Here is a 23882-nt window from a genome sequence, read left to right as displayed (position 1 = left end):
GCTCAGATGACTCCGTTCGTCTTCAGCAGCCGCAATTCCTCGTCGTTCAGGCCGAGTTCGCCGACGTACACCTCCGCGTTGTGCTCACCCAGCAGCGGTGAGGTCACGACGTCGACGGGGGAGTCGGACAGCTTCAGCGGACTCCCGACCGTGGTGAACGTGCCGCGCTGCGGATGGTCGACGCGCACGACCATCTCGTTGGCGACGAGGGACTCGTCCTCGACGATCTCCTTGGTGGAGAGGATCGGACCGCACGGAATGTTGTGGGCGTTGAGCTGCTCCAGCACCTCCCACTTGGGGAGGGTGGCCGACCACTCCTCGATCAGCTGGAACATCTTGCCGAGTTTGGGCAGCCGGGACTCCGGCGTCGCCCACTCGGGATCGTCCGCCAGCTCCGGCCGGCCGATGAGAGCGGACAGTGGCTGCCAGCCGACAGGCTGCACGATGACGTACACGTAGTCGTTGGGGCCACCCGGCGCGCACTTGACCGCCCACCCGGGCTGTCCGCCACCGCTCGCGTTACCGCTGCGTGGCACCTCGTCGGCGCCCTCGGTGTTCTCGGCGTTCGGATACTCGGGGAGCGGCCCGTGCGCGAGCCGTTGCTGGTCGCGGAGTTTGACCCGGCACAGATTCAGGACGGCGTGCTGCATCGCCACGTTCACCCGCTGTCCGCGCCCGGTGTTCTCGCGCTGGAACAGCGCCGCGAGGATGCCGGCCACCGCGTGGACGCCGGTGCCCGAGTCACCGATCTGCGCACCGGTGGCGAGCGGCGGCCCGTCCTCGAATCCGGTGGTGGACATCGAGCCGCCCATGGCCTGCGCGACGACCTCGTACGCCTTGAAGTTGGTGTACGGACCCTCGCCGAAGCCCTTGATGGAGGCGTAGATGATCCGCGGGTTGATCTCCTGGATGCGCTCCCAGGTGAAGCCCATCCGGTCGACGGCGCCGGGCCCGAAGTTCTCCACCATCACATCGCTGCGCCGGATGAGCTCGGTGAGGATTTCCTTGCCCCGCTCGCTCTTCGTGTTCAGCGTGATGCTCCGCTTGTTGCAGTTGAGCATCGTGAAGTAGAGGGAGTCGACGTCGGGGAGGTCGCGCAACTGCTTGCGGGTGATGTCCCCGCCGGGCGCCTCCAGCTTCACCACGTCGGCGCCGAGCCAGGCGAGCAGTTGCGTGGCGGAGGGACCGGACTGTACGTGCGTCATGTCGAGGACGCGCACGCCCTCAAGAGCTTTGGTCATGCCAACGGCTCCTCTGCTGCGGCTACTTGTACATGGTCTGGTTCATCGTTCCGGGGGCGTACGCGTCGGGGTCGACCCAGACGTTGATCAGCGACGGCAGCCCCGACTCGCGGGCGCGCTGCAACGCGGGAGCGATGTCTGCGGGGTCGCGTACCTCTTCGCCGTAACCCCCGAGCATCTGGGCGAACTTGTCGTAGTGGACGTCACCGAGGGTGTTGCCGACCCGCTCGCGCTCGTCGCCGTACTTGGCCTTCTGGCCGTAACGGATCTGGTTCATCGAGGAGTTGTTGCCGACGATGCCGACGAAGGGCAGGTTGTAGCGGACCAGGGTCTCGAAGTCCCAGCCGGTCAGGGAGAACGCGCCGTCGCCGAAGAGCGCCACGACCTCCTTGTCGGGCCTGGCCTGCTTGGCGGCCAGCACGAACGGCACCCCGACACCGAGCGTGCCGAGCGGCCCCGGGTCCATCCAGTGGCCGGGTGTACGCGGCTGTACGACCTGCCCGGAGAAGGTGACGATGTCGCCGCCGTCCCCGATGTAGATCGAGTCCTCGGTGAGGAAGTCGTTGATCTCGCTGACCAGCCGGTAGGGGTGGATCGGCGAAGCGTCCGACTTCAGTTGCGGCAGTCGCTTCTCGATCGCCGTCTGCTCGGCGGCCCGCAGCTCATCGAGCCACGCCTTGCGCTTCACCGAACCGCCGTTGATCCGCCCGCTCGCCGCTTCCGCAGCCGCCTTGAGGATCAGCGAGGCATCACCGACGATGCCGAGATCGATGTCCCGGTTCTTGCCCACGGTGCGGTAGTCGAGGTCGATCTGCACGACGGTCGCGGTCGGCGAGAGGCGCTTCCCGTACCCCATGCGGAAGTCGAACGGCGTACCCACGATCACGATCAGATCGGCGTTGGAGAACGCGTAGCGCCGCGACAGCTGGAAGTGGTGCGGGTCGCCGGGCGGCAGGGTGCCGCGTCCGGCCCCGTTCATGTACGCGGGCAGATTCAGCGTCCGTACGAGCTCAATGGCGGAATCCGTGGCCCGCGTCGTCCACACCTGACTGCCCAGCAGAATCGCCGGCTTCTCGGCGTGTACGAGGAGATCGGCCAGCTTCTCGATGTCCGCCGGGTCGCCCGCCCCGCGTGTCGAAGCCCGGTACTGCCCGGCCTGCGGTACGCGCGCCTTGCTCACCGGCACCTTGGCGTCGAGGACGTCGCGGGGAATCTCCAGGAACGAGGGCCCCGGGGCGCCGTGGTAGCACTCCCGGAACGCCATCGACACCATGTCCGCCGCACGGGCGGTGTCCGGCACCGTGGCCGCGAACTTGGTGATGGGCGTCATCATGTCGACGTGGGGCAGGTCTTGGAGAGAGCCCATCTTGTGCTGCGTGTGAGCTCCCTGACCCCCTATCAGCAGCATCGGTGACTCGGCGCGGAAGGCGTTGGCGACCCCGGTCACCGCATCCGTCGTACCAGGCCCCGCGGTGACGACGGCGCATCCCGGCTTCCCGGTGATGCGCGCGTAGCCGTCGGCGGCGTGGGCGGCGACCTGCTCGTGGCGTACGTCGACGACCTCGATGCCCTCGTCGACACAGCCGTCGTAGATGTCGATGATGTGGCCGCCGCAGAGGGTGTAGATGCGCTCCACCCCCTCGGCCTTGAGTGCCTTGGCGACCAAGTGCCCACCGGAGACGAGTTCCTGGCTGTCGTGGCTGTCATCGGGCATGGCGATGTCCTGTCCCTTCGTAGGGGAGTGCGGGAGCCGCTGTGCCGCTCTCGCGGTACATTGCATACAGTCGACGAATACTGTATGAAACTTGTTATCCCGCATCCGGTGGGTGGTGTCCAGGGGGCGTGCGGCACTTTCACAATCGGCACGATCGGGAGTGGCTATGGATCTGTACGAGCACCAGGCAAGGCAACTCTTCGCGGATTACGGCATCGCGGTACCGGATGCCGAGGTCGTCGACCGGCCCCGGGCCGCCGAGGAGGCAGCCGTCAGGCTGGGCGGCCGGGTCGTCGTGAAAGCACAGGTGAAGACCGGTGGCCGAGGCAAAGCGGGCGGGGTGAAACTCGCCGCGGACCCGGCGGCTGCGGCGCTCACCGCGCGCCAGATCCTCGGCATGGACATCAAGGGTCACCGGGTACGGACGGTCATGATCGCCCAACCCGTGGACATCGAGGCGGAGTTCTACGTCGGGTACGTACTCGACCGGGCGGCCGGAACCTTCCTCGCCATCGCGTCCGCCGAGGGCGGCATGGACATCGAGGAGGTCGCGGCCACTCGGCCGGAAGCGGTGGCCCGTATCACCATCGACCCGGCCGAGGGAGTCACCCCGGCCAAGGCCGCGGAAATCGCCGAGGCGGCATCACTCCCCGCAGCCGTCGCCCCCGTCCTCCAGTCGCTGTGGCAGGTCCTCACCCAGGAGGACGCCCTGCTGGTCGAGGTCAACCCGCTCGTCCGCACCACCGACGGCCGCATTCTGGCCCTCGACGGAAAGGTGACACTCGACGACAACGCCCGTTTCCGCCAGTCCCGTTGGGGAGCGGACACCGACGACCCGCACGCCGAACCCCTGGAGGCGGCCGCGGCTGCCAAGGGCCTCAACTACGTCAAGCTCGACGGCGAGGTCGGCATCATCGGCAACGGCGCGGGACTCGTCATGTCGACTCTCGACGTGGTGGCCGGCTGCGGCGCCCGCCCGGCCAACTTCCTCGACATCGGCGGCGGAGCCTCCGCCCGCGTGATGGCCGACGGCCTGACGGTCATCCTCTCCGACCCGGCCGTGAAATCCGTCTTCGTCAACGTCTTCGGAGGCATCACCGCCTGCGACGCCGTCGCGGACGGCATCGTCCAGGCGCTGGAGACCGTACACCTGACCAAACCGCTCGTCGTACGGCTCGACGGCAACAACGCCGCCCGGGGCCGCGCCATCCTCGACGACCGGGCACACCCCCTGGTCCAGCAGCTCACGACGATGGACGGCGCAGCGCACCGAGCAAGCCAACTGGCCCTGGGAGGGCACTGACATGGCAATCTTCCTGACCAAGGAGAGCAAGGTCCTCGTCCAGGGCATGACCGGCGCCGAAGGCATGAAACACACCCGCCGGATGCTCGCCGCGGGCACACTGATCGTCGGCGGCGTCAACCCGCGCAAGGCCGGTCGCACGGTGGACCTGGACGGCCGCGCGATCCCGGTCTTCGGCTCGGTACGCGAGGGAGTGGAGGCGACCGGGGCGGACGTCACGGTGGTCTTCGTACCCCCGCCGTTCGCCAAGGCGGCGGTCATCGAGGCGGCCGACGCGGGCATCGGCCTGGCCGTGGTCATCACCGAGGGCATCCCGGTCCACGACGCGGTCGCCTTCCACGCCCACGCACGCACCCGGGGCACCCGGATTCTCGGCCCCAACTGCCCGGGTGTGATCAGCCCGGGCCAGTCGAACGCGGGCATCATCCCGGCTGACATCGCCCCCCGCCCCGGCCGCATCGGCCTCGTCTCCAAGTCGGGCACCCTCACCTACCAACTGATGCACGAACTACGGGAGACGGGCTTCTCCTCCGCGGTGGGCATCGGCGGCGACCCGGTCATCGGGACCACCCACATCGACTGCCTGACGGCCTTCGAGAACGACTCCGACACCGAACTGATCGTCCTCATAGGCGAAATCGGCGGCGCCGCGGAGGAACGGGCCGCGGCCCACATCGCCGAACACATCACCAAGCCGGTGATCGGCTACATAGCCGGCTTCACGGCCCCGGAGGGCAAGACGATGGGCCACGCGGGAGCCATCGTCTCGGGCTCATCGGGCACGGCAGAGGCAAAGAAGAAGGCACTGGAGGCAGCAGGGGTACGGGTCGGCTCCACGCCGACGGAGACGGCGAAGCTGGTACTGACCCATCTCGCGACACGCAGCCCGTCCAGCGTTTGAGGGCATCGTCCGCCCCTACCCACGTCCGCCCCGCGCCTCGGGGCACCTTCAGCCCGTCCGGCGTTTGAGGAGCGGGGCCCGGGGCGGAGCCCCGGTTACGGGAAGGGGCGGGCAGGGGACAAGGCCCGCCGCAGGCGCCCCCACCCGCACCGCCCCACCTCACCGCGCCGCATCACACCCACCGCCCGCCCCACCCCGCCCCGACCGTGCACCGAGAGCGGAGAACCCATGACACCTTCAGCAACCGCACCCCTCACCCCCACCCTCACCCTCAAGCCCGGCACCTCCTGGACCGACGCCTGGCAACGCTGCCTGACCGCCGCCCCCGAGGCGTTCCAGGATGACCACGTCCGCAACCTCTGGCAGGCCACCTGGCAGCAGGACGGCCGCACCCTCCCCGCCACGAGTCCCATAGACGGCACCCCCATCGCAGGCCCGCCCCGCCTCGACGCGCCCACCGCCCAGCACGCCGTACGCGCCTCCCTCGACCAGCACCGCGCCTGGCGCCACGTCCCGCTCCCCGAACGCCGCGCCCGCGTATCGGCCACCCTCGACGCCCTCACCGAGCACCGCGAGCTCCTCGCTCTCCTCCTGGTCTGGGAGATCGGCAAGCCCTGGCGCCTCGCCCAGGCCGACGTCGACCGCGCCATCGACGGCGTGCGCTGGTACGTCGACCACATCGACCGGATGCTCACCGACCGCACCCCGCTCCCCGGCCCGGTCTCCAACATCGCCAGCTGGAACTACCCCATGTCCGTCCTGGTCCACGCCATGCTCGTACAGGCGCTGGCCGGCAACGCGGTCATAGCCAAGACCCCCACCGACGGCGGCGTCGCCTGCCTCACCCTCGCCTGTGCCCTCGCCGCCCGCGAGGGCGTCCCGCTCACCCTCCTCAGCGGCAGCGGCAGCGAACTGTCGGCGCCCCTCGTCCGCTCACCCGAGATCGGCTGCGTCTCCTTCGTCGGCGGCCGCGACACCGGCGCCCGTATCGCCACCGCCGTCGCCGACCTCGGCAAACGCCACATCCTCGAACAGGAGGGCCTGAACACCTGGGGCATCTGGAACTTCACGGACTGGCCGGCCCTCACCGCCGTGATCCCCAAACTCTTCGACTACGGCAAGCAGCGCTGCACGGCCTACCCCCGTTTCGTCGTCCAGCGCACCCTGTTCGCCGACTTCCTGGCCGCGTACCTTCCCGCCGTACGCTCTCTCCGCACCGGCCACCCCCTCGCGGTGGAGCACCCCTCCGACCCGCTCCCCACCCTGGATTTCGGCCCGCTCATCAACGCGGCGAAGGCCAAGGAACTCGCCGACCAGGTAACCGAGGCCATCGACCGCGGCGCCGTGCCGCTCCACCGGGGCAGCGAGTCGGACGCCCGCTTCCTCCCGGGCCAGGACACGAGCGCGTACCTCCACCCGGTCACGCTCCTCAACCCGCCCCCGTCCTCCCCGCTCCACCACGCGGAACCCTTCGGCCCGGTCGACACGATCGTTCTCGTCGACACCGAGGCGGAACTCCTGGCCGCCATGAACGCCTCGAACGGCGCCCTGGTCGCCACCCTGTCCACCGACGACCCGGCCACGTACGACCGCCTGGCCCCGCAGATCCGCGCCTTCAAGACTGGCCACGGCACCCCCCGCTCCCGAGGCGACCGCGACGAACTGTTCGGTGGCTTCGGCGCCTCCTGGCGCGGCGCGTTCGTGGGCGGCGAACTACTCGTCCGGGCCGTCACCGAAGGCCCCGGCACGGAACGGCTCCCGGGCAATTTCCCGGACCACCACCTCATGCCATAACGCCCCTTCCTCTCAGCCGATCCCCTGATGGTCAGGGAACAGCGCGAACTCCCGCTCGGCCGCCTCCGGCACCGTGCGCTCCACCGACTGCACCAGGAGCGCACGGTGCCTGACCAGTGGCGTCCTGCGCCCCTCGGGGGCCAGCAGCATCAGATCCCCGATCCCGGCCAGCAGCCGCCGCGAAACCTGCGGACTGCCGACCGCGCACCAGCGGATCTCCTCGAAGGCGAGATCCACCAGATCCGTCCAGCCGGGCACGTCCTGGACGAGCCTGACCTCACCCCGGCCGTCCCGGTGATGCACGGTTCCGAGCGGCCGGTCCACCACGGCGGCGAGGAACTGCACGATCCGGTCCAGGCACTGCACGGCGGTCGTCGGATCGTTGATGGCAGGCGACAGGGCCCGCAGTGCGATGTCCGACAGCTGGCGCAGCCCGAACGCCAGATCCTGGTGCAGGGTGCGCTCGACCCCCACGGAGATCGTGTACCGCAGCGTGCGCCGGGGCGGCGCGGTACCACCGTGGACGGCGAGCACCGGAATGCCCGGCACCACGAAGTCGCCGATCCGCGGGATCAGCCGCAGTACGACACCCTGCCGGCGCGCGGCCCGCACCAGCCGCGCCACATTCACGTCCTGGAGGACACCCGCCCGGCCCCAGTGCATGATCTGCCCCGTCTCGGCCGCGAGCGGCGCTCCTTCGGGCGCGCCTACCGGCATCCGCCCGAGGACCCGGAACGAGTGGCGGGTGATGTGGTCGACGACCGGCCCGACCTGCATGAGCCGCAGCGTGGAGCTCACATAGGCGATGAACAGGAGCAGGCTCAGCCCGACCATCGCCAGCGTCAGCAGACTCTGCAGCAGAGGCACGGACGTGACCCGCCGGGGATCGGTCTCGCTCTCGTAGGAGGTCAGGACCAGCAACGAGAAGGAGAACGTCGCCAGGAACACCGTGAGCGTGAGCTTGCTGATCCGGCTCCGCACGAAGATCCGCACCACCCGCGGCGTGAGCTGCCCGCTGGACATCTGCACGGCCACCAGCGAGATGCTGAAGACCACACCGATGAAGGTCATCATCGCCGAGCTGATCGTGGTGACGATCGTCTTGGCATCCGCGGCGAACGAGATCAGGTCTCTGACCTCTTCGTACGCCCCCGCGTCCTGGAGGTGCTCGACGATCTCCGTATCCAGGGTGGACGCCACCCACCACAGCACGAAGGTGCTCAGCAGTCCCAGCGTCGGTGCGAACCAGAACGTGTCGCGCAGATGCTCACGCACCGGGGACAGCAGGCGGGGCCTTCGGTAGCCGCGATCACTCATGGTCGCGAAGGTAGCCGTGACCACGCGCCGCACACGGCACGCCACGGACCGTACACGCGTCGGACCACACAGCCGCCGATCTGCTTCCCGGCGCCCCCCGCACCGCACTGACCACCGAAAACGCAGGTGAGAGGCACGCCAAACCCCTGGTATTGTTTTCTTTGTCGCCGCGGGGAACACACCGCGAACGGCAGACACCTTGTCCGGGTGGCGGAATGGCAGACGCGCTAGCTTGAGGTGCTAGTGCCCTTTATCGGGCGTGGGGGTTCAAGTCCCCCCTCGGACACCAACTGGTCCAACTGGTCCAACTGGTAGCCCACGGGTTGCCGCACAGTGCGGGTTGAGATTCATCTCAACCCGCACTTCTTTTGTTGGTCACGTTGGTCACGAGCGTGGCCCAGGGGCGTTCGATCCTGAGGGCAGGCTTCCTCTCTTCCCGGTTCCCTCGGGGTGTCTGGCCAAGGAGTTGAGCGGTACTCAGGTGACGGTGGTCAGGAGAAGAGAGCGAGCTGCTCGTCCTCCGGTGCCTGACCGAGGCCCGGCTCCTCCGCACATTCCGGGTCCAGGTCTGCCGGTTCGGTGTCCGTGGCCTCGGTGATGACGCCCAGTGCGGACACCACCCTGTGTCCGTTCGCGCTGCTCTTGGCTTCTGCGGTGGCCGCTTCTGCCCAGGAGGGTTCTTCGGCTTGGATGTCGGCCTCGCTTTCGGTGACCGTCGGCAGTACGTAGTGCTGGGCGAGGCTCGCCAGGTGCAGGGGCAGAGGTAGGGAGAGGGCGTCCAGGTAGTCGGGTGCCTGACGGAGCTGGTGCACCGCGAGGGCGAGGGCTTCGGGCGAGTCGCCGTCGGCCGGGTGGCAGCCCAGGACGGCGATCTCCACCATGCCCGGGTTCCAGGCGGGGATGTGGGTGTCGATCGTCGGTTTGCCCTTGTTCGGCCCCTGTCGCAGTGGTCGGGGAGCGATCTTGTCGGCCTCGACGGCGGAGTCCCTGAAGGTGCTCGCTTTGGGAGTGGTGCTGTAGAAAACCCGGCCCGAGGAGTGGATCGCGTCTTCGGCCTCCACCCACAGCCCCTGGGGCAGGCCGTTGACCTCGCCGGGGGCCGCGTTGCCCCACCACTGCGGAGTCTCCCGGCCCGCCGCGGTGCGGATGCGGATCAGCCTCAGGTCCGGATCGAGGCCCACCGGCTGGGCGTGGCCGGTCTTGATCAGGTCCTGTTCGGCCCGGCCGTCCTGGAGCCAGGGCCAGTGCAGCCGACTGTTCTGGGAGTGGGTGAGCAGGGCGGTCGGCCGGCCCCGCAGGGAACGGACCATCTTCTGGAGGTAGCGGGCGGTGGCTCGGCGCTGTTCGTCCATGTTCTGGTGCCAGACGCGGTACTTCGAGCGCTGGCGGGGGAGGGCGACGGTGTCCAAGCCGGTCGATGTCCGTCCTGCGAGGGACTTGGTGTCCGTGGCCGTCACGGGCGTGGCGGAATCGGTCACCTCCGGGATCTCGGCGGTCTTGACCAGCCCAAGCAGGAAGTGGGGGTACGGGACCCACCGACCGGTCCGCTCTTCCCAGCCCGTGACAGCCGCCAGGCCACTGCCGGGTGCGAGCGGCGTGACCATGACGGACACCGGTGTGTGGCGGGGCAGTCCGGTGGGGCCGTCCTTGCGCCGCTTGACCATGTGCGTGGCGACGTAGCGAAGGTCCTCGGGAAGCGCGGCGCCGAGGGTGTGTTCCGGCAGCACGCGGACACCGTACTGGCGCAGGGCGTCCTCCCAGCCCGACCGGACTCGGTGGGCGAGGTTCTTCTCGGAGTTGTACCCCTTGGCCTTCTTGGGAACGAGTGCGAACTGGGTGAGTACGCCCGCGTCCGCGCAGCCGAGCCGCAGCGCGTACTTGGGGTCGTCCAGGCGATGGGCGAAGTCCTGACGGCGGTCGATCTCCACGAGAGCGAAGCCGGGACGGAGCGGGACGGCGCCGTCGTCGGCGAGGAACGCCTCGACCACCTTCCGGCGTCGGGCGATCCCCGCTTCAAGCGCCTTGCCCTTCGGCCGGGCCCCGGGATCAATGCCCAGGGTCTCGGCGATGCCGGAGGTGGTTCGCAGACAGCGGAGGCGGAGAGTGAGTTCGGGAGTGTTCCATTCGAGGACGACCGGACTTCCGGGGGCCGCCTGTTCGTACACCTCCTCGGCGGTGGCGGCATCCGGGCGGCCGACGCCTCCGTCGAGGCCGAGGATTGCGGCGAGGGCGTCGACGGCCGCTTCACGGAAGGACGCGGACTGCCACAGCAGCCGTGCCTCCACCAGGACGCTGTCGCCCGTGACCGCCTCGGCGGGGTCCTGCCCGTCATTGATCCTGGCTGCCACCGCGAGTGCCGTCCGCCGGGCGAGGGCCTCACGCTGCGCTTCGACGGCCTTGTCCGCTCCCTGGGGCTTGGGCCGGGCATTGGCAGGGGCGGGGCTGCCCGCGCCGGCCCGGCCGAGGGAGGGAACCCGGCGCAGCGACTCCGGCAGTGCCTGTTCGGCCCACTCGACGATCTGGGAGCGCTGGTGCGACATGAGGCCCGTACCGATTCCGTGGGCTCCCATGTGCGTGCTGTGGACGACTGCGGCGCGTGTGCCAGGACCGTCACCGATCCATTCCTCGGGTGCGGTGAGCAGACTGTCCGGATCGGGGAAGGGGCGATTGAGAGCGAGCCTGCCGAGGATGTGGGCGGGGCCGTTGTTCTTCCAGGCGTGGCTTTGGGCCTCGCGGTTCCACGTCAGACGTGCCACCGCGTACCGGTCGCTGGTGGGCGTGCCGGGAAGCCAGGGGATGCCGGGCAGGAGACAGACGGAGGTGTCGCGGCCGTACGGTAGGCGCAGTCGCTGCTTCTTCGCGTCGAGGCGGGTTGCCCAGCGGCGCACCCCGGTGTGGAGGTGGAGCCGCGGCCTGGGATCGAAGGGGACGGTGTGCAGCGAGATGTTGAGCACGATGGAGAACCACCATTCGCGTCCCTTGACCGGGTGCGAGAGGGGCTGTGAGAGCAACTCGGCGCCCTGCTGCCGCGGTCCGCGCGGTACGGCGCGGAAGTGCAGGTTGCCGGCGCTGTGTTCGTAGGGGCCCAGGGCGAGGATGCGCCGGGCCAGCGCGTCGGTGGCGAGTTGGTACTGGCGGTCGCGCGGGGCGGCGGTCCCGCCGTCGGTCGTGGGGCAGCCGAGCAGGTCGACGGTGACGTCCTGCCACTGGGGTGGGCAGGCACGCAGCGCGGTGTGGGTGTCCATGACGGCGCGGTGGTGTTCGGGTCCGGGACGCAGGTCCTGGAGCCAGGGGCCGGTCAGCCGGTCCAGGGTGTCGCCCGGCAGGGGGTGGGGGGCGTCCCACGGCGCGTAGAGCCAGAAGTCCTCGGCCTGCTGGAGCGGGTCCCGGGGACGCCCCCTCACGACCAGATCGGGGGCGAGGCTCTGGAGGACCCCGTTGAAACCGGCGACGGGCGCGGTACGGAACGGCTCGCGTTCGGGATCCCGGCCGAGGTTGCAGAGATCCAGGATGCTCGCGTGCCACTGCTCGGGTGCGGGCAGCGCCCGGTAGCGGGCGGTCCAGGGGGCGGCGTCGGGCTTGAGGACGTAGGCGGCTCGGCTGGCGTCACGGTACTTGGCGGCCATGGTCACAGGCTCCTTCTGGTGGGGGCGGGGTGGTTCGCGGTGGTCGGCGCGTGGGGAGTGGCCGGTCAGTTTCCGGAGCTCAGTCCGCACAGGGCGTCGTAGAGCGGGTGGTAGAGAGTGCGTACCAGTGCGGGATCGGCCACGTCGCCGAACGACTGGGGGGCTGCCGCGTCGTCGAAGTAGGGAGCGAGGACGTCGCGGAGTTTGACGAGCAGGCCGTCGTCGTTTCGGCGGCGACCGCTTCGGGTCGCCGCGGCTGGCGGGGCCCCGGCCTCGGCGAGTGCGGGGGCGAAGGCCGCGTCGACGAACACCACGCGCGCGGGTACCCCGCCTCGCACGAGGCGGCCGATGACCTGCCAGATGGTGACGAGCTGGTCCCAGGCGAAGGAGGTCTTCTCCGCGTCGCTGAGCCGGGAGTAGATGTAGCGCCGGGAGAGCAGCCGACGCCATTCCTTGCGGGCCGCGAGGCGGAAGGCGAGCCCGGCGGCGTCCAGGTCCGCCGCGTCGGCCACCAGTTTGCCGAAGGTCCCCCCTTCGGAATCGGGCCGGTCGCGGACGAAGCGGGTGACCCAGTCGTTGACGGCGAAGACGGCCAGGGAGAGGTCGTCGGGGCGCGGGTGGGGCCGGGCGAGGAACAGCACGGTGCCGAAGGCCGCCTTGTGGCTCTGGTTGAGGATGTTGTGGCCTCGCTCGATGGCCATCAGGGGGGCGACCAGGACCTCGGCGTCCTCGTCCTGGGCGAATGACGCCAGGTCACCGCGTCGTACGGCGGTCGCGCCGACGAAGTCCCCCGTGGCCGTGTCACCGGGGCCGGGGTGGTCCAACTCCGCCTTGTCGGAGGCCAGGACCCGGACCTTTCCCCGCCAGCGCGGCATGCGTTCGAGGAGGTCGGCGGCGATTCTGGCGTCGCGGTAGCTGCCGACCAGGACGAGCGCCCGGCGCCGCTCGCCGTCCTCGATCTTCCTCAGTTCGCCGTCGAGGAGCGAGGTGTCGCCGGGGGACGACTTCCCGAGCTGGGTGACCATCTGGGACAGCACCCGCTCGCGGGTGTCGAGACGCGCTCCGGACAGGGTGAGCGGGGCTCCTTCGCCGTCGTAGAGGAACAGGGTCCTGAAGAGGGTCCTGCGAATGGAGTCGACTGCGGCTGGGTGCGGTTTGAGGATTGCCCCGACCGGGGCCATGACGTGCGCCCGGGTCGAGGTCCCTGCCCAGCTCGTGCCGGACATGAGGAGCACATGCGGTCCGGGCCGGCCCACGGCGGGATCGGCTCCCAACGCGGGCAGGTTGAGCAGGAGTTCCCGGCCGACCCCGGCACACCGGAAGAAGCGCAGGGTGCCGCTTCGCTGGTCGTCGCCCCGGGGCCCTCGTTCGGGGTCCTCGGGCAGGTACTGGAATCCGAGGACGTTGCCCATGGGGGCTTCGGGTACCACCGGTGCGTAGTCCAGGGGAGGCCGACGGGACAGTTCGTTGTCGGCGGTGTCCAGGTGAAGGGCCGCCTCGGCCTGCGGCCACAGGAAGGTGACGCGTTCGAGGCGCTGGTGGAGCGCGGCGAGTACGAGAGTGAACTCCAGACGCCTGGCCTCCCGCTCCAGCCAGGGCTCGGTTCCCCAGGTGTCCACGGGGTCCCGGTCGGGCCGGCCGGGGGCCGGATCGTCCTGGCGCAGCGAGCCGTCGAGGAGGGGGGAACCCGTGAGGAGTTCGTCCAGTACGGAGCGGACGCGCTGCCCGGTGGTCGTCTGGTCGAGGTTGTGCAGGAGGTCCCCGGCCCTGCGGATCAGGGTGTCGGTGACAGCGCTGTGCGGGCCGCGGTCCCCGAGCGGGTCGTCGCGGAAGGCGTCGAGGTCGGCGACCACCGCACTGCGGCGGGCATCCCACGGCTCCGCCCCCGGGGTGCTCGGCACGGCGGTGAGGGGGGCGGACTCGTCCTCCGTGTCGTACACCTCGGAGTCGCAGGAGACGCCGTCGGGGAGGGAGCCGTCCGCGCGGAGACGGGGGTACCAGGTGTTGATGAGCTTCTCCTGGAGGGTCCAGGCGCTGAAGTACTCGATGTCCGCCCACCGGAGGATGTCGTCCTCGGTGATCAGCCTGCGGTAGAGGCGGTTGGCGGCTACGTGGACGATGTCCAAGGAGGCCGACCAGCGTTCGACGTCGCGCGCAGAGAGAGGGAGGCGGCCCTGCCTGGCCAGTTCGTCGATCTTGTGGATGCCGAGCCGGTCCAGCCATGATTCGGGGCCGCGCACGATCAGCGTGGCGGACGGCGCGAACGCGGTGTCGAGCTGCATCTGCACACGGTCCGCCTCGTCGACGATGACGATGTCGCTGCGCAGACACGCCAGTTCGAGGTGGCGCAGGCGTTCCGCGTTGAGGTGGCGCGGCACGGCGCTCTGCAGGAGACTCGCCGGGTTGGCCACCCAGATCAGGGCGTCGACCAGGTCGCGGTCGGTGGCGTGCCGGGGGCAGGCGCTCCATACCGGACAGCCGTGGTCGGGCCGCAGAGGGGCCGCTTCTTCGCGCCGAGCGGCTCCGTCCGCGCCGTGGTCCCTGTCCGTGTCGTGCCGGTACTCGGGCAACGGGATGTCGCCGACGGCCGTGGCGCGAGGCTTCTTCACCGGGTGCAGTTCCGTGCAGGGGGCGTCGACGTACCGAAGGGGTTCGGCCGCCTCCAGGCCGCGCTGCGCGTCCAGGACGCACACCGTGCTCAGGAGGTCGAAGGCCGGATCGTCGTGCTGGAGCAGGGAGCTCTGGCCACGTGCGGCGAGCCGTCGGTGCAGCCGGGAGGCGTGCTGCTCCCGGGTGGTGGTGCCGATAACCGGTGCCGCGGCCAGCCCGAGGCCCTGGAACAGGCCGACCAGGGTGAGCTGTTCGGCGACGTCTCCGACAACCAGAGTGGTCCGCAGGCCCTGACGCGCGCCCCAGACGGCGATGAGATGCATCAGGGTGCTCTTTCCCGCCCCCACCATGCCGACGAGGTGGAGCAGCCGGTCCAGGCGCAGCACGGTGGCCCCTTCGAAGCGCACCCCGTCGGCGGACAGGACATCGAGTTGCAGATCGGCAAGGCGCTGGACCCAGTTCCCCGTGGGGGTCTCCCGGGCGGCTTCGGCCTCTTCCATCCACCGTGCGGTGTCGGCGAGTTCGGCCAGCGGGATGTCCAGGGGGCGGCCCGTGGTGCGCGGGACAAGGCTCAGGTCGTGGCCGGTCGGTGCGGGGAAGCACAGCTGTTCGGGAATGGTCACGGAGGCTGGAATATGCCGTTCGGTGAACCGCGCCTGTCCTGCCGGGGCGAGTGTCAGCAGGCGCCGGTCGAAGTCCGGGAGCCGCGACAGGGCACGTTCGTACGTCGCGAAGCGGCTGCCCGCCACGGTCGGTTCCACCCGCCGCGGCGGTCCGCCCCCGTCCGGGATCCGGTACCCCCGCAGTCGTTCGGGCAGTTGGGCGTACGCCTCCAGGCTCTGGTGCCACATGCGGCGCCGCCGCAGCCGCCACAGCAGGTGGCGGGCCACGTCCAGCCGGGCGCGCTGTGCCGGTGAGGTGGCGAGGCCCACGGCCACGGCGAAGGGGTAGCCGCCCAGCAGCGTGTAGACGCCGCGGGCGTCGCGGGAGGCGTCGATGCTCTCCATCAGGTAGATGCCGAGTTCCACCTGGCAGAGCAGGGAGGGTTTCACATCCTGGTTCTCCTGGGGCCAGACCGGCTCCAGGGCCTGGGTCAGCGGGAGGTACCACTCGCTGCTGTCACGCACGGTCTGGTCCGTTCTCCGAAGGGGGGTGTGATCTTGGTAGTGGGTCCCTCAAGAAGCCTTCAGGCACAGGGCGTTCGTGCCTGTGGTTTCCTGCGTATGGCCGTCATGCGAGGTCCGTCAGCTGGGGACCCCGCGCTCCACCGAGGCGGGTGGCGGCGAGCGCGACCAGCCGGTCGTCGGTGAAGAGGGGCAGCCCCGCGGCCGCGGCCGGACGATTGCGCCGGTACGTGCCGAGGTAGTCGCGGTGGGCCTCGGCCTGTTCGCCGGGGACCACCCAGCAGGCCTCGTCGTACGGCGGCTCCGCGCGTACGGGCTGTGCGGCACGACCGAGCAACCCGGGGTGCTTCCAGTCCTTGACGTCGACGGCCCAGACGTGTCCGTCCGGGAAGGTGATGCGCAGGTCGTACGCGTCGAAGCCGGGCCAGAGCTGAACCCGGAGTCCGAGAGCGGTCAACCGGGCCTCAAGATCCACCTCGGCCCGGCCCGGACTGGTGACGAACTGACGTAGCGGGCGGGCCAGTTGCAGCAGTCCGGCCGCGTCCGCCCCGTGCACCGTCCGTCCGTGCGGGGGCGCTCCCCGACGTCGGCACCGGTCGCGTTCGCACCACCAGCCGCCTCCGGTGAGTGGAGTGAGCAGGGTCAGGCAGCGTCCGCAGGTGACGTAGGCGCCCTCGCGCTCGTAGGAAGCGGGGACCGCCGCGTAGCACTGGTCGAGAAGCTCCTGCACGGGGGCGAGGTAGAGGTCGGTCTCCGTCTCGAAGCGCTCCACCCCCGTGAGTACGGGACGCTCGACCAGGAGCCTGCGGAAGGCCACATACGACTCGGGCGAGGACGCGTTGCGGCACAGGCGCATCGCCGTGTGGACGACCTCCCGGTCGAACTGGGCGGCGCCGCCGTCCTTTCCCCTGATCCACCATTCGTGGCACAGCTGGGTGGGGACCAGTGCCTCGGGGTCCACCAGGCAGTCGCCCGGCCCGAAGGCGTCGGGCGGCAGGTCCAGGGGCCAGTCCTCCAGGGGGCGGCTGTGGCACCAGAAGAGCAGTTCCGGAAGGCTGCGCGGGACCTCCTCGACACCCCGCAGGAGGCAGGCGAGGACGGTCCGGTCCAGGGCCCGCTGGGCCTCGGCGGGGTAGGGCAGCGAGAAGGCGGAGAGGGTGCCGAGGTCGGCGAGCTGGATCACCGCGCCGGCCAGGGTGCGCACGAGACGGACGTCCGGGTAGTCGAGCCAGCTTCCGTGCGCGCCGGCGGGGGTGTGCGAGGCGTGGGACATCAGGACTCCCCTTCCTGTGCGGCTTCCGTCTCGTGCGAGGGAGTCGCCTCTTTCGCGGCTTCCGTCCCTTGCGCGGGTTCCGTCGCCGCGAGATGTGCGGTGCCCGGCCGGCACCAGTCGAGGGCCTCGCAGCCGGTGCAGTGCCGGCCGGGGGTCGTCGGGTAGTCCTGGTCGACCGCCCAGGGGCGGGCGAGTTCCGCCATCACTTCGCGCGCCTCGTCGACGACCCCGGGACGCGAGGGATCCAGCTCCTCGAAGGTCACGTCGTCGGTGTGCAGCAGTTCGAGTTCCACCCGGGAGCGCGCGACGTCTCCGCCCAGGACGCCTGCGGCCAACATCAGTACACCCAGGGCGAGTTGTGGGTAGCGCTTCATCAGCGTCTCGCCCTCGTAGAGGTACCGGCTCGCCGTCTTGGTCTCGCGCCAGATCCATCCCCCGTGCCGGGTGTGGAGCAGGTCGGGGGTGGCGATCAGGACGAGGTCGAGCCCCGGGTCGTAGCAGGTCAACTGGTGCTGGACTCGTACCTCTTCCGTCGGGGCGAGCCCGTCCAGCGGGCAGTAGAAGTCGTGCTGTTCGAGCATGGCGGCGCCGTCGACCGCTTCCTTGCCGCTCAGCCGCAAGGAGCCGGCCCCCCAGGATGCCGGGTCCGCCGGCCCGGGGAAGTCCGCGCAGCTTTGGTACGGCGTGCTGCCGTGCCGTTGGTTCAGGACGTCGTCGACCACGCGCCCTCGCCGTACCTCGGGGCTCTCGGCCCGCGCGGAACGGAGCTTGAGCTGCCGGGTCGCGTGGAATTTCCCCGGGCAGTCCCGGTGGGCGCGCAGGTCGGAGACCGAGAGGCTGCGGCGGGGCCGGCGGGGCTGCGGCGGCGCAACCGTCAGCAGACCGGGGGTGCGCGCTATCGCGTCGCAGCGCGCCAGCGCCTTGCACTCGACGCAGCCGCTTCCGGGGCGGACGCCGGCCCCGTCGACGGCCCGGCTCAGCGCGGGCCACCCCGCTGCCACGAAGCGCCGCCTGGCCTCCTGCTGGTTCCAGTCGAGCAGTTCCTTGTACGCGCCGTCCCCGCAGCCGAATTCGATGACCCGCACCCGCTCGGGGACAGCCGTACGGTACGGTTCGAGCCGCTCGGCCGGGACCACGGTGTACCGCTTGCGCCATCCTCCGCTCACCGGCCGCCCCTTCGCCGCGACGTACGCGGCCACCGCCTTCTCCGCTTCGGGGCGGTCCTCCTTCGCCGCGCCGAAGGTCAGCAGCCACAACTCCCTGGTGGAGCCGTCGACCGCGGCGTACCGGCGCCCCCAGGCCGTCGTCTCGTAGGTGTCCGCACCCCGCCCGTCCACCGGACCGGGGTCCTTGCCGAGCGCCCAGACGTCGCGGACCGGGACGGTGAGCGGGAGCCCGGCGGCGCGCCGCGCGCGCTGGTCCGCCGTACGTGCCGCGAGATGGTGCCGGACTGCCTGGGCGGACCAGGACAGCAGCAACGGGTGGCCCTCCCGGCGCCGGTAGAGCCCGAAGGTTCCCTTCGTGCGCCGGAGCTCTTCGAGGACCTCCGTCGGGTCCCGGCGGTCGTGCTCGATCAGGTCGAGTGCGTCCATGAAGACCTTGAGGGTGAAGTCCTGGAACCTTTCGGCGAGTTCGGGCGGTTCGGGATGGGCCGTCAGCATTGGGCGGGCGTCGCTGCTCAGTCTGGTCGGGCAGTCGCGGTGGTCGAGCCGGGCCGCACCGAGGTTCGTGCGCACCAGCGTGGTGTCCCCACCGGTCCCGGCGGGGCGTGGCCAGCTGCTCATGGTCTCCTCCAATCGGTACGGCAGGACTCCGTGGCGCGGCATCTCGGGGCGAGGTGCGCCGAGTTCCGGAAGACCAGCATGACACATGGGTCACTGTGAACTGAGTCCATGCATGAAATGGTCAACCCGGGCCTACACTGAGTGCATCCGTCACACACAGAGCAGGCGGACCCAGAGGCCCGACACGTCACGCCTTCCTGTCGTGACGTCCGCGGGACGCTTCGGAGCAAGGGGCGGACATGAAGAAGGACGACGTGCTCGGCGGCCGGTACCGGCTGCTCGACCGTCTGGGCAGCGGCGGCATGGGGGTGGTCTGGCATGCGGAGGACCTGCGGGACGCCGGGCGGCCGGTGGCCGTCAAGTGCCTGCGCGCGGAGGGTGAACTCCTCGCCTCGCTGGACGGCGACGACGCGCACGCCGAGCTGACCCGCATACGCGGACGCTTCCGGCGGGAGGGTGCGCTGCTCGGGCGGCTGCGGCACCGGGGCATCCCCGAGCTGTACGGCCAGGGCACTTTCGACAGCGAGCCCTATCTCGTGATGCGCCTGGTCGACGGCATGGCGCTGCACACCTTCCTGGACCGGTACACCCCCACCGTCGCGGTCGCCGCCGCCATCGGGGTCCAGATCGCCGAGGCGCTCGCCCACGCCCACGACCTGCCGGTGGTGCACCGCGACCTCAAGCCGTACAACTTGATCATCGATGGGGACGGCGTGGTCGTCCTCATCGACTTCGGCATCGCCAAGCCGCTCTGGCCCGGCGTCACGGACTACACGCAGAGCGGCTCCACGGTGGGCAGCCGGGGGTACGAGGCTCCGGAGCAGATCCTGGAGCGGCAGATCACCCCGAAGACCGACCTGTACGCACTGGGCTGCATCCTCTACCACCTGTTGACCGGCCACCCGCCGTTCTACGGGGACCGGCTGAGGGACCAGCACGTCCACGACGAGCCGATCCCTCCGACCTGCCACATCGGCCACATCCCGGACGAGCTGGAAGGGCTGGTCCTGAAGCTGCTCGCGAAGGAGCCGCAGGACCGGCCCGCGGACGCCGGTGCGGTCGTGGAGGTACTGCGGCGGTTCGCGCCGCGCCCCGGCGACGCGGCCCCCTCTCCCCGGCTGGAACCGGACCCCACACGCCCGTTGAGGCTCCCGGAGGCATACGCCGCGCAGGTCGGGCCCGTGGCGCCGAAGGCCGCTCCCAGGTCGAACCGCGGACACCGCGATGCGCGGTTCCTCAGCCGCAGGGTGTTCCAGGAGCTCACCGACGGGGCCGCGGCCGAGACCGATTCCGGTGAGCCCGCGAGCGCGGTGGGCAGGCTGGCAGAGCTCCTGCCCGCCGCGCGTCGGAGCTGGGGCGCCTGCGATCCGCAGGTCAGGGCGGCCCTGCGGGTGGCCGCGAACGGCATGCGGATCGCGGGGCGTTGCCAGGAGGCGATCACGCTCTACGAGGCCCTGGCCGCGGTGCCGTCCGGCGGCGGCGTGCATCCGGACGATCTGGCCGACCATCTGGAGGGTGTGCTCGGCGCGGCGGAGTGCCGCATTCCGTTCGGCGACCTGTTGCCCGCGGCGGCCGCACGGGCAAAAGTGCTCGAAGCACTGCCCCGCGTGGCCGGCGTCCGCGCCGTGCTGCTCGCGGAGAGGTGCCGTGAGCTCGGCACCGAGCTGGAGGAACTCCGGTTCGAGGCGGAGGGGCAGCGGGAGATGCAGGAGCAGCGGGAGACGGAGGGGGACTCGGCGTAGACCGCGCCGGGGCCCCAGCCCCGTTGCGCCGGTGTACGAGACTGCTCCGCCGGGCCGCGTCCTTCCTCAGCGGGACACGGCCCGGCGGGCCGAGGTCTTACCGTCCCGGCCGGTGCAGCCCTCCCGCCGCGAGCGCGTCGCCGAGGCCCCTTACGAGATCCTCGCCGACCGCCGCCACCGAGCGTAGGGATTCCTCCAGCGCCAGGAGTTCCCTGAAGGCGGCCGCGTACGGCTCTTGTTCGGCGAGGGAGAGCTGGAGCACCTGCAGTTTGCGTACGTCGATACGCGCCGAGCTGGAGGTGTGGGAACCGGCCTGCCGCGCGTTCGCCGGTGCGCGCAGGCAGCCCGCGAGGAACCAGGGGTCAAGGAGTTCGGGGTCCGGCCGCAGCGCGTGGAGCTGTGGCCCGAGTACGAGAGGAGTGTCCTTCTGCACCCAGACCCGGAACGCCCGCTCGACGCCCACCACGACGACGTCCCCGGGCTCGGCGACGGTGAGCGAGCCGCCGGCGACCCCGGCCTCCACCTCATCCCTGGTGAGCCAGCCGCCCGGCTGCCCGTCCAAGATCAGGTCGGGAACGCTCAGTACCGGCACAGCGCCCCGAGGGTGTGCGTCGATGAGCAACAGATCATCGCTGCGCAGCAGTTCGCCGGAAGGCGTCTGTCCCTGCCGCGCCCTGAGCGCGTGGGCGCGGTCCAGATCCGCGACCGTGACGGTGGACGCGGAGTCACCGCGCTCGGACAGGTCGATCCCGGCGAGGAACCGCGCATGCCGGCGCACCTCGCTGATCAGCCCTTCCAACCGCCCCCAGGATTCACCGAGCACGTCATGGGCCTCACGTGCCGTCTCCGGTACGTGGCGGGCCGGCGTGAGGTCCGTCTCCTCGTCGAGCAGATCCACCACGGGTACGGTGACACACCGCTCGGGCAGCGGGGCCTGTGCCTCGCCCCTCCGCTCGCCGTCCCAGGAATGGGAGCGCACCGCGTCCAGGACACGACCGCTCAGCCGGGGCCAGTCGATGCTCTGGGCGCCCTTGGCGGCCCCCTGCCGCTCGACGGCGTCGAACAGGAAGAGCCGGTCGCCCGCCGCCGTCCTGCCATCGGCGCCCGGTGCCCTGAGGATCCACAACTGGAGCGAGACGCTGTGCGGTGGAGCGGCCCCGGCGGGCAGCGCGACGACTCCCCGCAGCGCGCCCGTGCGCAGCAGCGCTCCCCGGATGCGCCTGCCCGCGCGGCGGGAAGCCACTGCGGGGGGCAGCAGGACGACGGCCGTACCACCGGGTGCCAGCCGTGCCAGGGTGTGCTCCACCCAGGCGAGTTCGGGCTCGGTCCTCGGTGGCAGTCCGTACGTCCAGCGGGGGTCCGTGGCCAGTTCCTCGTGCCCCCAGTCGCGTGCGTTGAACGGCGGATTGCACAGGACCACGTCGGCCCGCGCGTCTGCCTGAGGATCGCCGCGGAGCGAGTCTCCCGCCCTGATCTCCACCCTGGCCCCCGTGCGCGCGGTGCCTGGGATTGCGCTACCTGGAACTGCGGTGCTCGCACCCGTCGTACCTGTGCCTGGCGAGCCCGTGCCCGCGAAGCCCAGGCGGACCGCTGCCAGTGCGGCGAGCACCGGGTCGATGTCGGCCCCGAGGAGAACCGGAGCCACGGGACCCGGCCCCCCCTCCGGATCGCCCACGCGTTCACCGGCGGCCAGGAGCAGTCCGCCGACCCCGCACGCGGGGTCGAGTACGGTCACCTCGCCCGTCCCGGCTCCCGCATCCGTCCTTACGGAGGCGGCGATGTCCGCCATCAGCCGGGCCAGCGGTTCCGGGGTGGTACTGACCTGCCGCACATGGGCGTCGAGCCAGCGAGACAGCAGGAAGTTGAAGGTCTCCCTGCCGCCCTCCTGGCGTGCGGCCTCCACCGTCTCGTCCACCACCCGCGCGGCCTCCGGCGGAAGAACCGGTTCGCCGGACCCGGCGCGGCGTGCTGTTACGAAGCCCTCCGCACCCTCCGTGGAAAGGATCCGCCCGCCCGCTTCGGCGAGGGCAGCACCCATGACCGCGCGGTCGCCCAGCGCCTCGTAGTGCGGCCACAACCGCTCCCGCAGCCCGATCCGCTCGATCTTCCCGTTGGCGTGCAGCCATCCTTCGACATCGGCCAGGGAGAACTGTGGGCTGGCGTCCGTCCCGCCGACCGGTGTCGGGAAAGAGTCGTGGCGGCGCCGCCAGTTGCTCACGGCGGCCCGGCCGACGCCCGCGATACGTGCGATTCCCGCCAGGGTGACGGGTGCGTCATGGGGCTCTGACATGAGGTTCTCCGGGTGAGGGGGCGAGTTTTGGACAAGCCTGACACGGGACGGCCACACCGTAGCTCAGCCACCCCGCACCCGGTCAACGTTGACAGAGTTCACAGTGATTGTCTCGCTGGCATGTCCCTTTGGCCCCGGCCGCCCCTACACTGACCGACCAGGAGGTCCGATCATGGAATGCGTGGGGCGCGGAACCGTCCTCGGTGAGCGCTACTGCCTGGAGCAGCCGCTGGGCCGCGGCTCCATGGGGCAGGTGTGGAGCGGCCTCGACCGGCATCTGCAACGCCGTGTGGCGGTGAAGACCCTGGCCTCCGACAGGTTCGACGATCCCGCTGACCGTGCACGCCTGAAGCTCCGTTTCGAACGGGAGGCGAAGGCGTCGGCGGCGCTCGACCACGACAACGTCGCCACGGTGTACGACGCCGACATCACCAGTGAACTGTGCTGGCTGGTCATGCAGTTGATCGACGGCACCACTCTGGGAGTCGTCCTCGACGAACAGGAGCGCCTCGCCCCCGACGCCGCCGCGGCGGTCACTGCCCAGATCTGTTCCGGTCTCGCGTCGGCCCATGCGGCAGGTCTGGTGCACCGTGACCTGAAGCCGGAGAACGTGATGGTCAGGCGCGACGGCGTGGTGAAGATTCTCGACTTCGGCCTGGTCAAGCACATGACGGAACAGGGCGCGCGGCTCACGGCGAGCGGTGAGTCCCCGGGCAACTTTCGTTACGCGTCGCCGGAGTTGCTCACCGGTTCCTCGGAACTCGACGCCCGCAGCGACCTGTACAGCGTCGGCTGTCTCCTGCACCACCTCCTCGCCGGCTCGGCGCCCTTCGGCACGGAGCCCCCCGTCGTTCAGCTGCGCAGCCGTCTCACCGGACCCCCGCCTTCCCTGGCCACCCTCGGCATCCAGGCTCCGCCGGACCTCCAGGACCTGCTCGCCGCGCTCCTCGCGCCCACTCCCGCCGACCGCCCGGCCTCGGCCCGCGAGGTGTACGCAGCGCTCGGCCCGCACCTCCCCGCCTCCCGGTGTGGTGATGCGCAGGCGCTCGCCGCGTACGGCCCCGAGGACCCGCGTCGGCCGTTCGCACTGCCGCAGGGGCCACCCCTCGATTGACGGCGGCGACAGGGTGACGGAGCGGGGGACGTGGGGTGGAAGGATGCAA

13 protein-coding genes and 1 tRNA gene are annotated in these 23882 nt (G+C 70.6%); 6 read left to right on the top strand and 8 right to left on the bottom strand.

All coding sequences use genetic code 11. From position 1 onward, the window contains the following. Positions 1 to 2 precede the first annotated feature (2 nt). Positions 3 to 1241: a formyl-CoA transferase gene (gene frc, locus ACFT7S_RS26240; protein WP_382735886.1), complete on the bottom strand. Its 1239-nt coding sequence runs from the start codon at positions 1239 to 1241 to the stop codon at positions 3 to 5. Between the two features lie 22 nt (positions 1242 to 1263). Further along, positions 1264 to 2955 (bottom strand): thiamine pyrophosphate-binding protein, encoded by a 1692-nt coding sequence (locus ACFT7S_RS26235; protein ID WP_382735884.1) that lies wholly within the window; start codon positions 2953 to 2955, stop codon positions 1264 to 1266. A gap of 166 nt (positions 2956 to 3121) precedes the next feature. Here ACFT7S_RS26235 and sucC point away from each other — a divergent pair, with 166 nt between their 5' ends. From sucC to ACFT7S_RS26220, 3 genes are all read left to right on the top strand, one after another. Further along, positions 3122 to 4258, top strand: coding sequence for an ADP-forming succinate--CoA ligase subunit beta (gene sucC, locus ACFT7S_RS26230; RefSeq protein WP_382735882.1), 1137 nt, complete (start codon positions 3122 to 3124; stop codon positions 4256 to 4258). Between the two features lies 1 nt (position 4259). Beyond that, a complete protein-coding gene (gene sucD, locus ACFT7S_RS26225) occupies positions 4260 to 5159 on the top strand; it encodes a succinate--CoA ligase subunit alpha (RefSeq protein WP_382735880.1) in 900 nt (299 codons plus the stop codon). 228 nt (positions 5160 to 5387) lie between these two features. Then, the gene (locus ACFT7S_RS26220; RefSeq protein WP_382735878.1) at positions 5388 to 6953 is read left to right on the top strand and encodes an aldehyde dehydrogenase family protein; all 1566 of its coding nucleotides are present in this window, start codon (positions 5388 to 5390) and stop codon (positions 6951 to 6953) included. 12 nt (positions 6954 to 6965) lie between these two features. Here the strand turns inward: ACFT7S_RS26220 and ACFT7S_RS26215 are convergent, their stop codons facing one another. Then, on the bottom strand, positions 6966 to 8270 hold the full coding sequence (locus ACFT7S_RS26215; protein ID WP_382735876.1) for a DUF2254 domain-containing protein: 1305 nt from the start codon (positions 8268 to 8270) through the stop codon (positions 6966 to 6968). Positions 8271 to 8471: 201 nt separating this feature from the next. Here ACFT7S_RS26215 and ACFT7S_RS26210 point away from each other — a divergent pair. Continuing rightward, positions 8472 to 8559: transfer RNA gene (locus tag ACFT7S_RS26210), tRNA-Leu, on the top strand. Positions 8560 to 8761: 202 nt separating this feature from the next. Here ACFT7S_RS26210 and ACFT7S_RS26205 read toward each other — a convergent pair. The 4 genes from ACFT7S_RS26205 to ACFT7S_RS26190 all read right to left on the bottom strand — a co-directional run bounded on the left by ACFT7S_RS26205 (position 8762) and on the right by ACFT7S_RS26190 (position 18687). After that, on the bottom strand, positions 8762 to 11896 hold the full coding sequence (locus ACFT7S_RS26205; protein WP_382735874.1) for a pPIWI_RE module domain-containing protein: 3135 nt from the start codon (positions 11894 to 11896) through the stop codon (positions 8762 to 8764). Between the two features lie 65 nt (positions 11897 to 11961). Then, on the bottom strand, positions 11962 to 15633 hold the full coding sequence (locus ACFT7S_RS26200) for a hypothetical protein (protein ID WP_382735872.1): 3672 nt from the start codon (positions 15631 to 15633) through the stop codon (positions 11962 to 11964). 103 nt (positions 15634 to 15736) lie between these two features. Then, positions 15737 to 16903, bottom strand: a complete 1167-nt coding sequence (locus tag ACFT7S_RS26195; protein ID WP_382735870.1) for a hypothetical protein — start codon at positions 16901 to 16903, stop codon at positions 15737 to 15739. Beyond that, positions 16903 to 18687: a PD-(D/E)XK nuclease family protein gene (locus tag ACFT7S_RS26190; protein WP_382735868.1), complete on the bottom strand. Its 1785-nt coding sequence runs from the start codon at positions 18685 to 18687 to the stop codon at positions 16903 to 16905. Before ACFT7S_RS26190 ends, ACFT7S_RS26195 begins: the two co-directional genes overlap by 1 nt. 239 nt (positions 18688 to 18926) lie before the next feature. On the opposite strand from ACFT7S_RS26190, the gene ACFT7S_RS26185 reads away from it, so the two are divergent. Next, a complete protein-coding gene (locus tag ACFT7S_RS26185; RefSeq protein WP_382735865.1) occupies positions 18927 to 20429 on the top strand; it encodes a serine/threonine-protein kinase in 1503 nt (500 codons plus the stop codon). 97 nt (positions 20430 to 20526) lie between these two features. Here ACFT7S_RS26185 and ACFT7S_RS26180 read toward each other — a convergent pair whose 3' ends face one another. Beyond that, positions 20527 to 22719, bottom strand: a complete 2193-nt coding sequence (locus ACFT7S_RS26180; protein WP_382735863.1) for an N-6 DNA methylase — start codon at positions 22717 to 22719, stop codon at positions 20527 to 20529. A gap of 172 nt (positions 22720 to 22891) precedes the next feature. Here ACFT7S_RS26180 and ACFT7S_RS26175 point away from each other — a divergent pair, with 172 nt between their 5' ends. Then, positions 22892 to 23833 (top strand): serine/threonine-protein kinase, encoded by a 942-nt coding sequence (locus ACFT7S_RS26175; RefSeq protein WP_382735862.1) that lies wholly within the window; start codon positions 22892 to 22894, stop codon positions 23831 to 23833. The last annotated feature ends 49 nt before the right edge of the window (positions 23834 to 23882 follow it).

Source organism: Streptomyces sp. NPDC057136 (assembly GCF_042670885.1).
In the GTDB taxonomy this organism is placed as follows: Bacteria; Actinomycetota; Actinomycetes; order Streptomycetales; family Streptomycetaceae; genus Streptomyces.
Note: the sequence above shows the minus strand (reverse complement) of the source record. Positions and strands in the feature narration are given on the sequence as shown.

Coding starts and splice junctions, on each gene's coding strand:
- ACFT7S_RS26195 (WP_382735870.1), bottom strand. CDS start 16,903: ATGTCCCACGCCTCGCACACCCCCGCCGGCGCGCACGGAAGCTGGCTC.
- ACFT7S_RS26220 (WP_382735878.1), top strand. CDS start 5,388: ATGACACCTTCAGCAACCGCACCCCTCACCCCCACCCTCACCCTCAAG.
- ACFT7S_RS26180 (WP_382735863.1), bottom strand. CDS start 22,719: ATGTCAGAGCCCCATGACGCACCCGTCACCCTGGCGGGAATCGCACGT.
- ACFT7S_RS26235 (WP_382735884.1), bottom strand. CDS start 2,955: ATGCCCGATGACAGCCACGACAGCCAGGAACTCGTCTCCGGTGGGCAC.
- ACFT7S_RS26205 (WP_382735874.1), bottom strand. CDS start 11,896: ATGGCCGCCAAGTACCGTGACGCCAGCCGAGCCGCCTACGTCCTCAAG.
- sucD (WP_382735880.1), top strand. CDS start 4,260: ATGGCAATCTTCCTGACCAAGGAGAGCAAGGTCCTCGTCCAGGGCATG.
- ACFT7S_RS26190 (WP_382735868.1), bottom strand. CDS start 18,687: ATGAGCAGCTGGCCACGCCCCGCCGGGACCGGTGGGGACACCACGCTG.
- ACFT7S_RS26215 (WP_382735876.1), bottom strand. CDS start 8,270: ATGAGTGATCGCGGCTACCGAAGGCCCCGCCTGCTGTCCCCGGTGCGT.
- frc (WP_382735886.1), bottom strand. CDS start 1,241: ATGACCAAAGCTCTTGAGGGCGTGCGCGTCCTCGACATGACGCACGTA.
- ACFT7S_RS26175 (WP_382735862.1), top strand. CDS start 22,892: ATGGAATGCGTGGGGCGCGGAACCGTCCTCGGTGAGCGCTACTGCCTG.
- ACFT7S_RS26185 (WP_382735865.1), top strand. CDS start 18,927: ATGAAGAAGGACGACGTGCTCGGCGGCCGGTACCGGCTGCTCGACCGT.
- sucC (WP_382735882.1), top strand. CDS start 3,122: ATGGATCTGTACGAGCACCAGGCAAGGCAACTCTTCGCGGATTACGGC.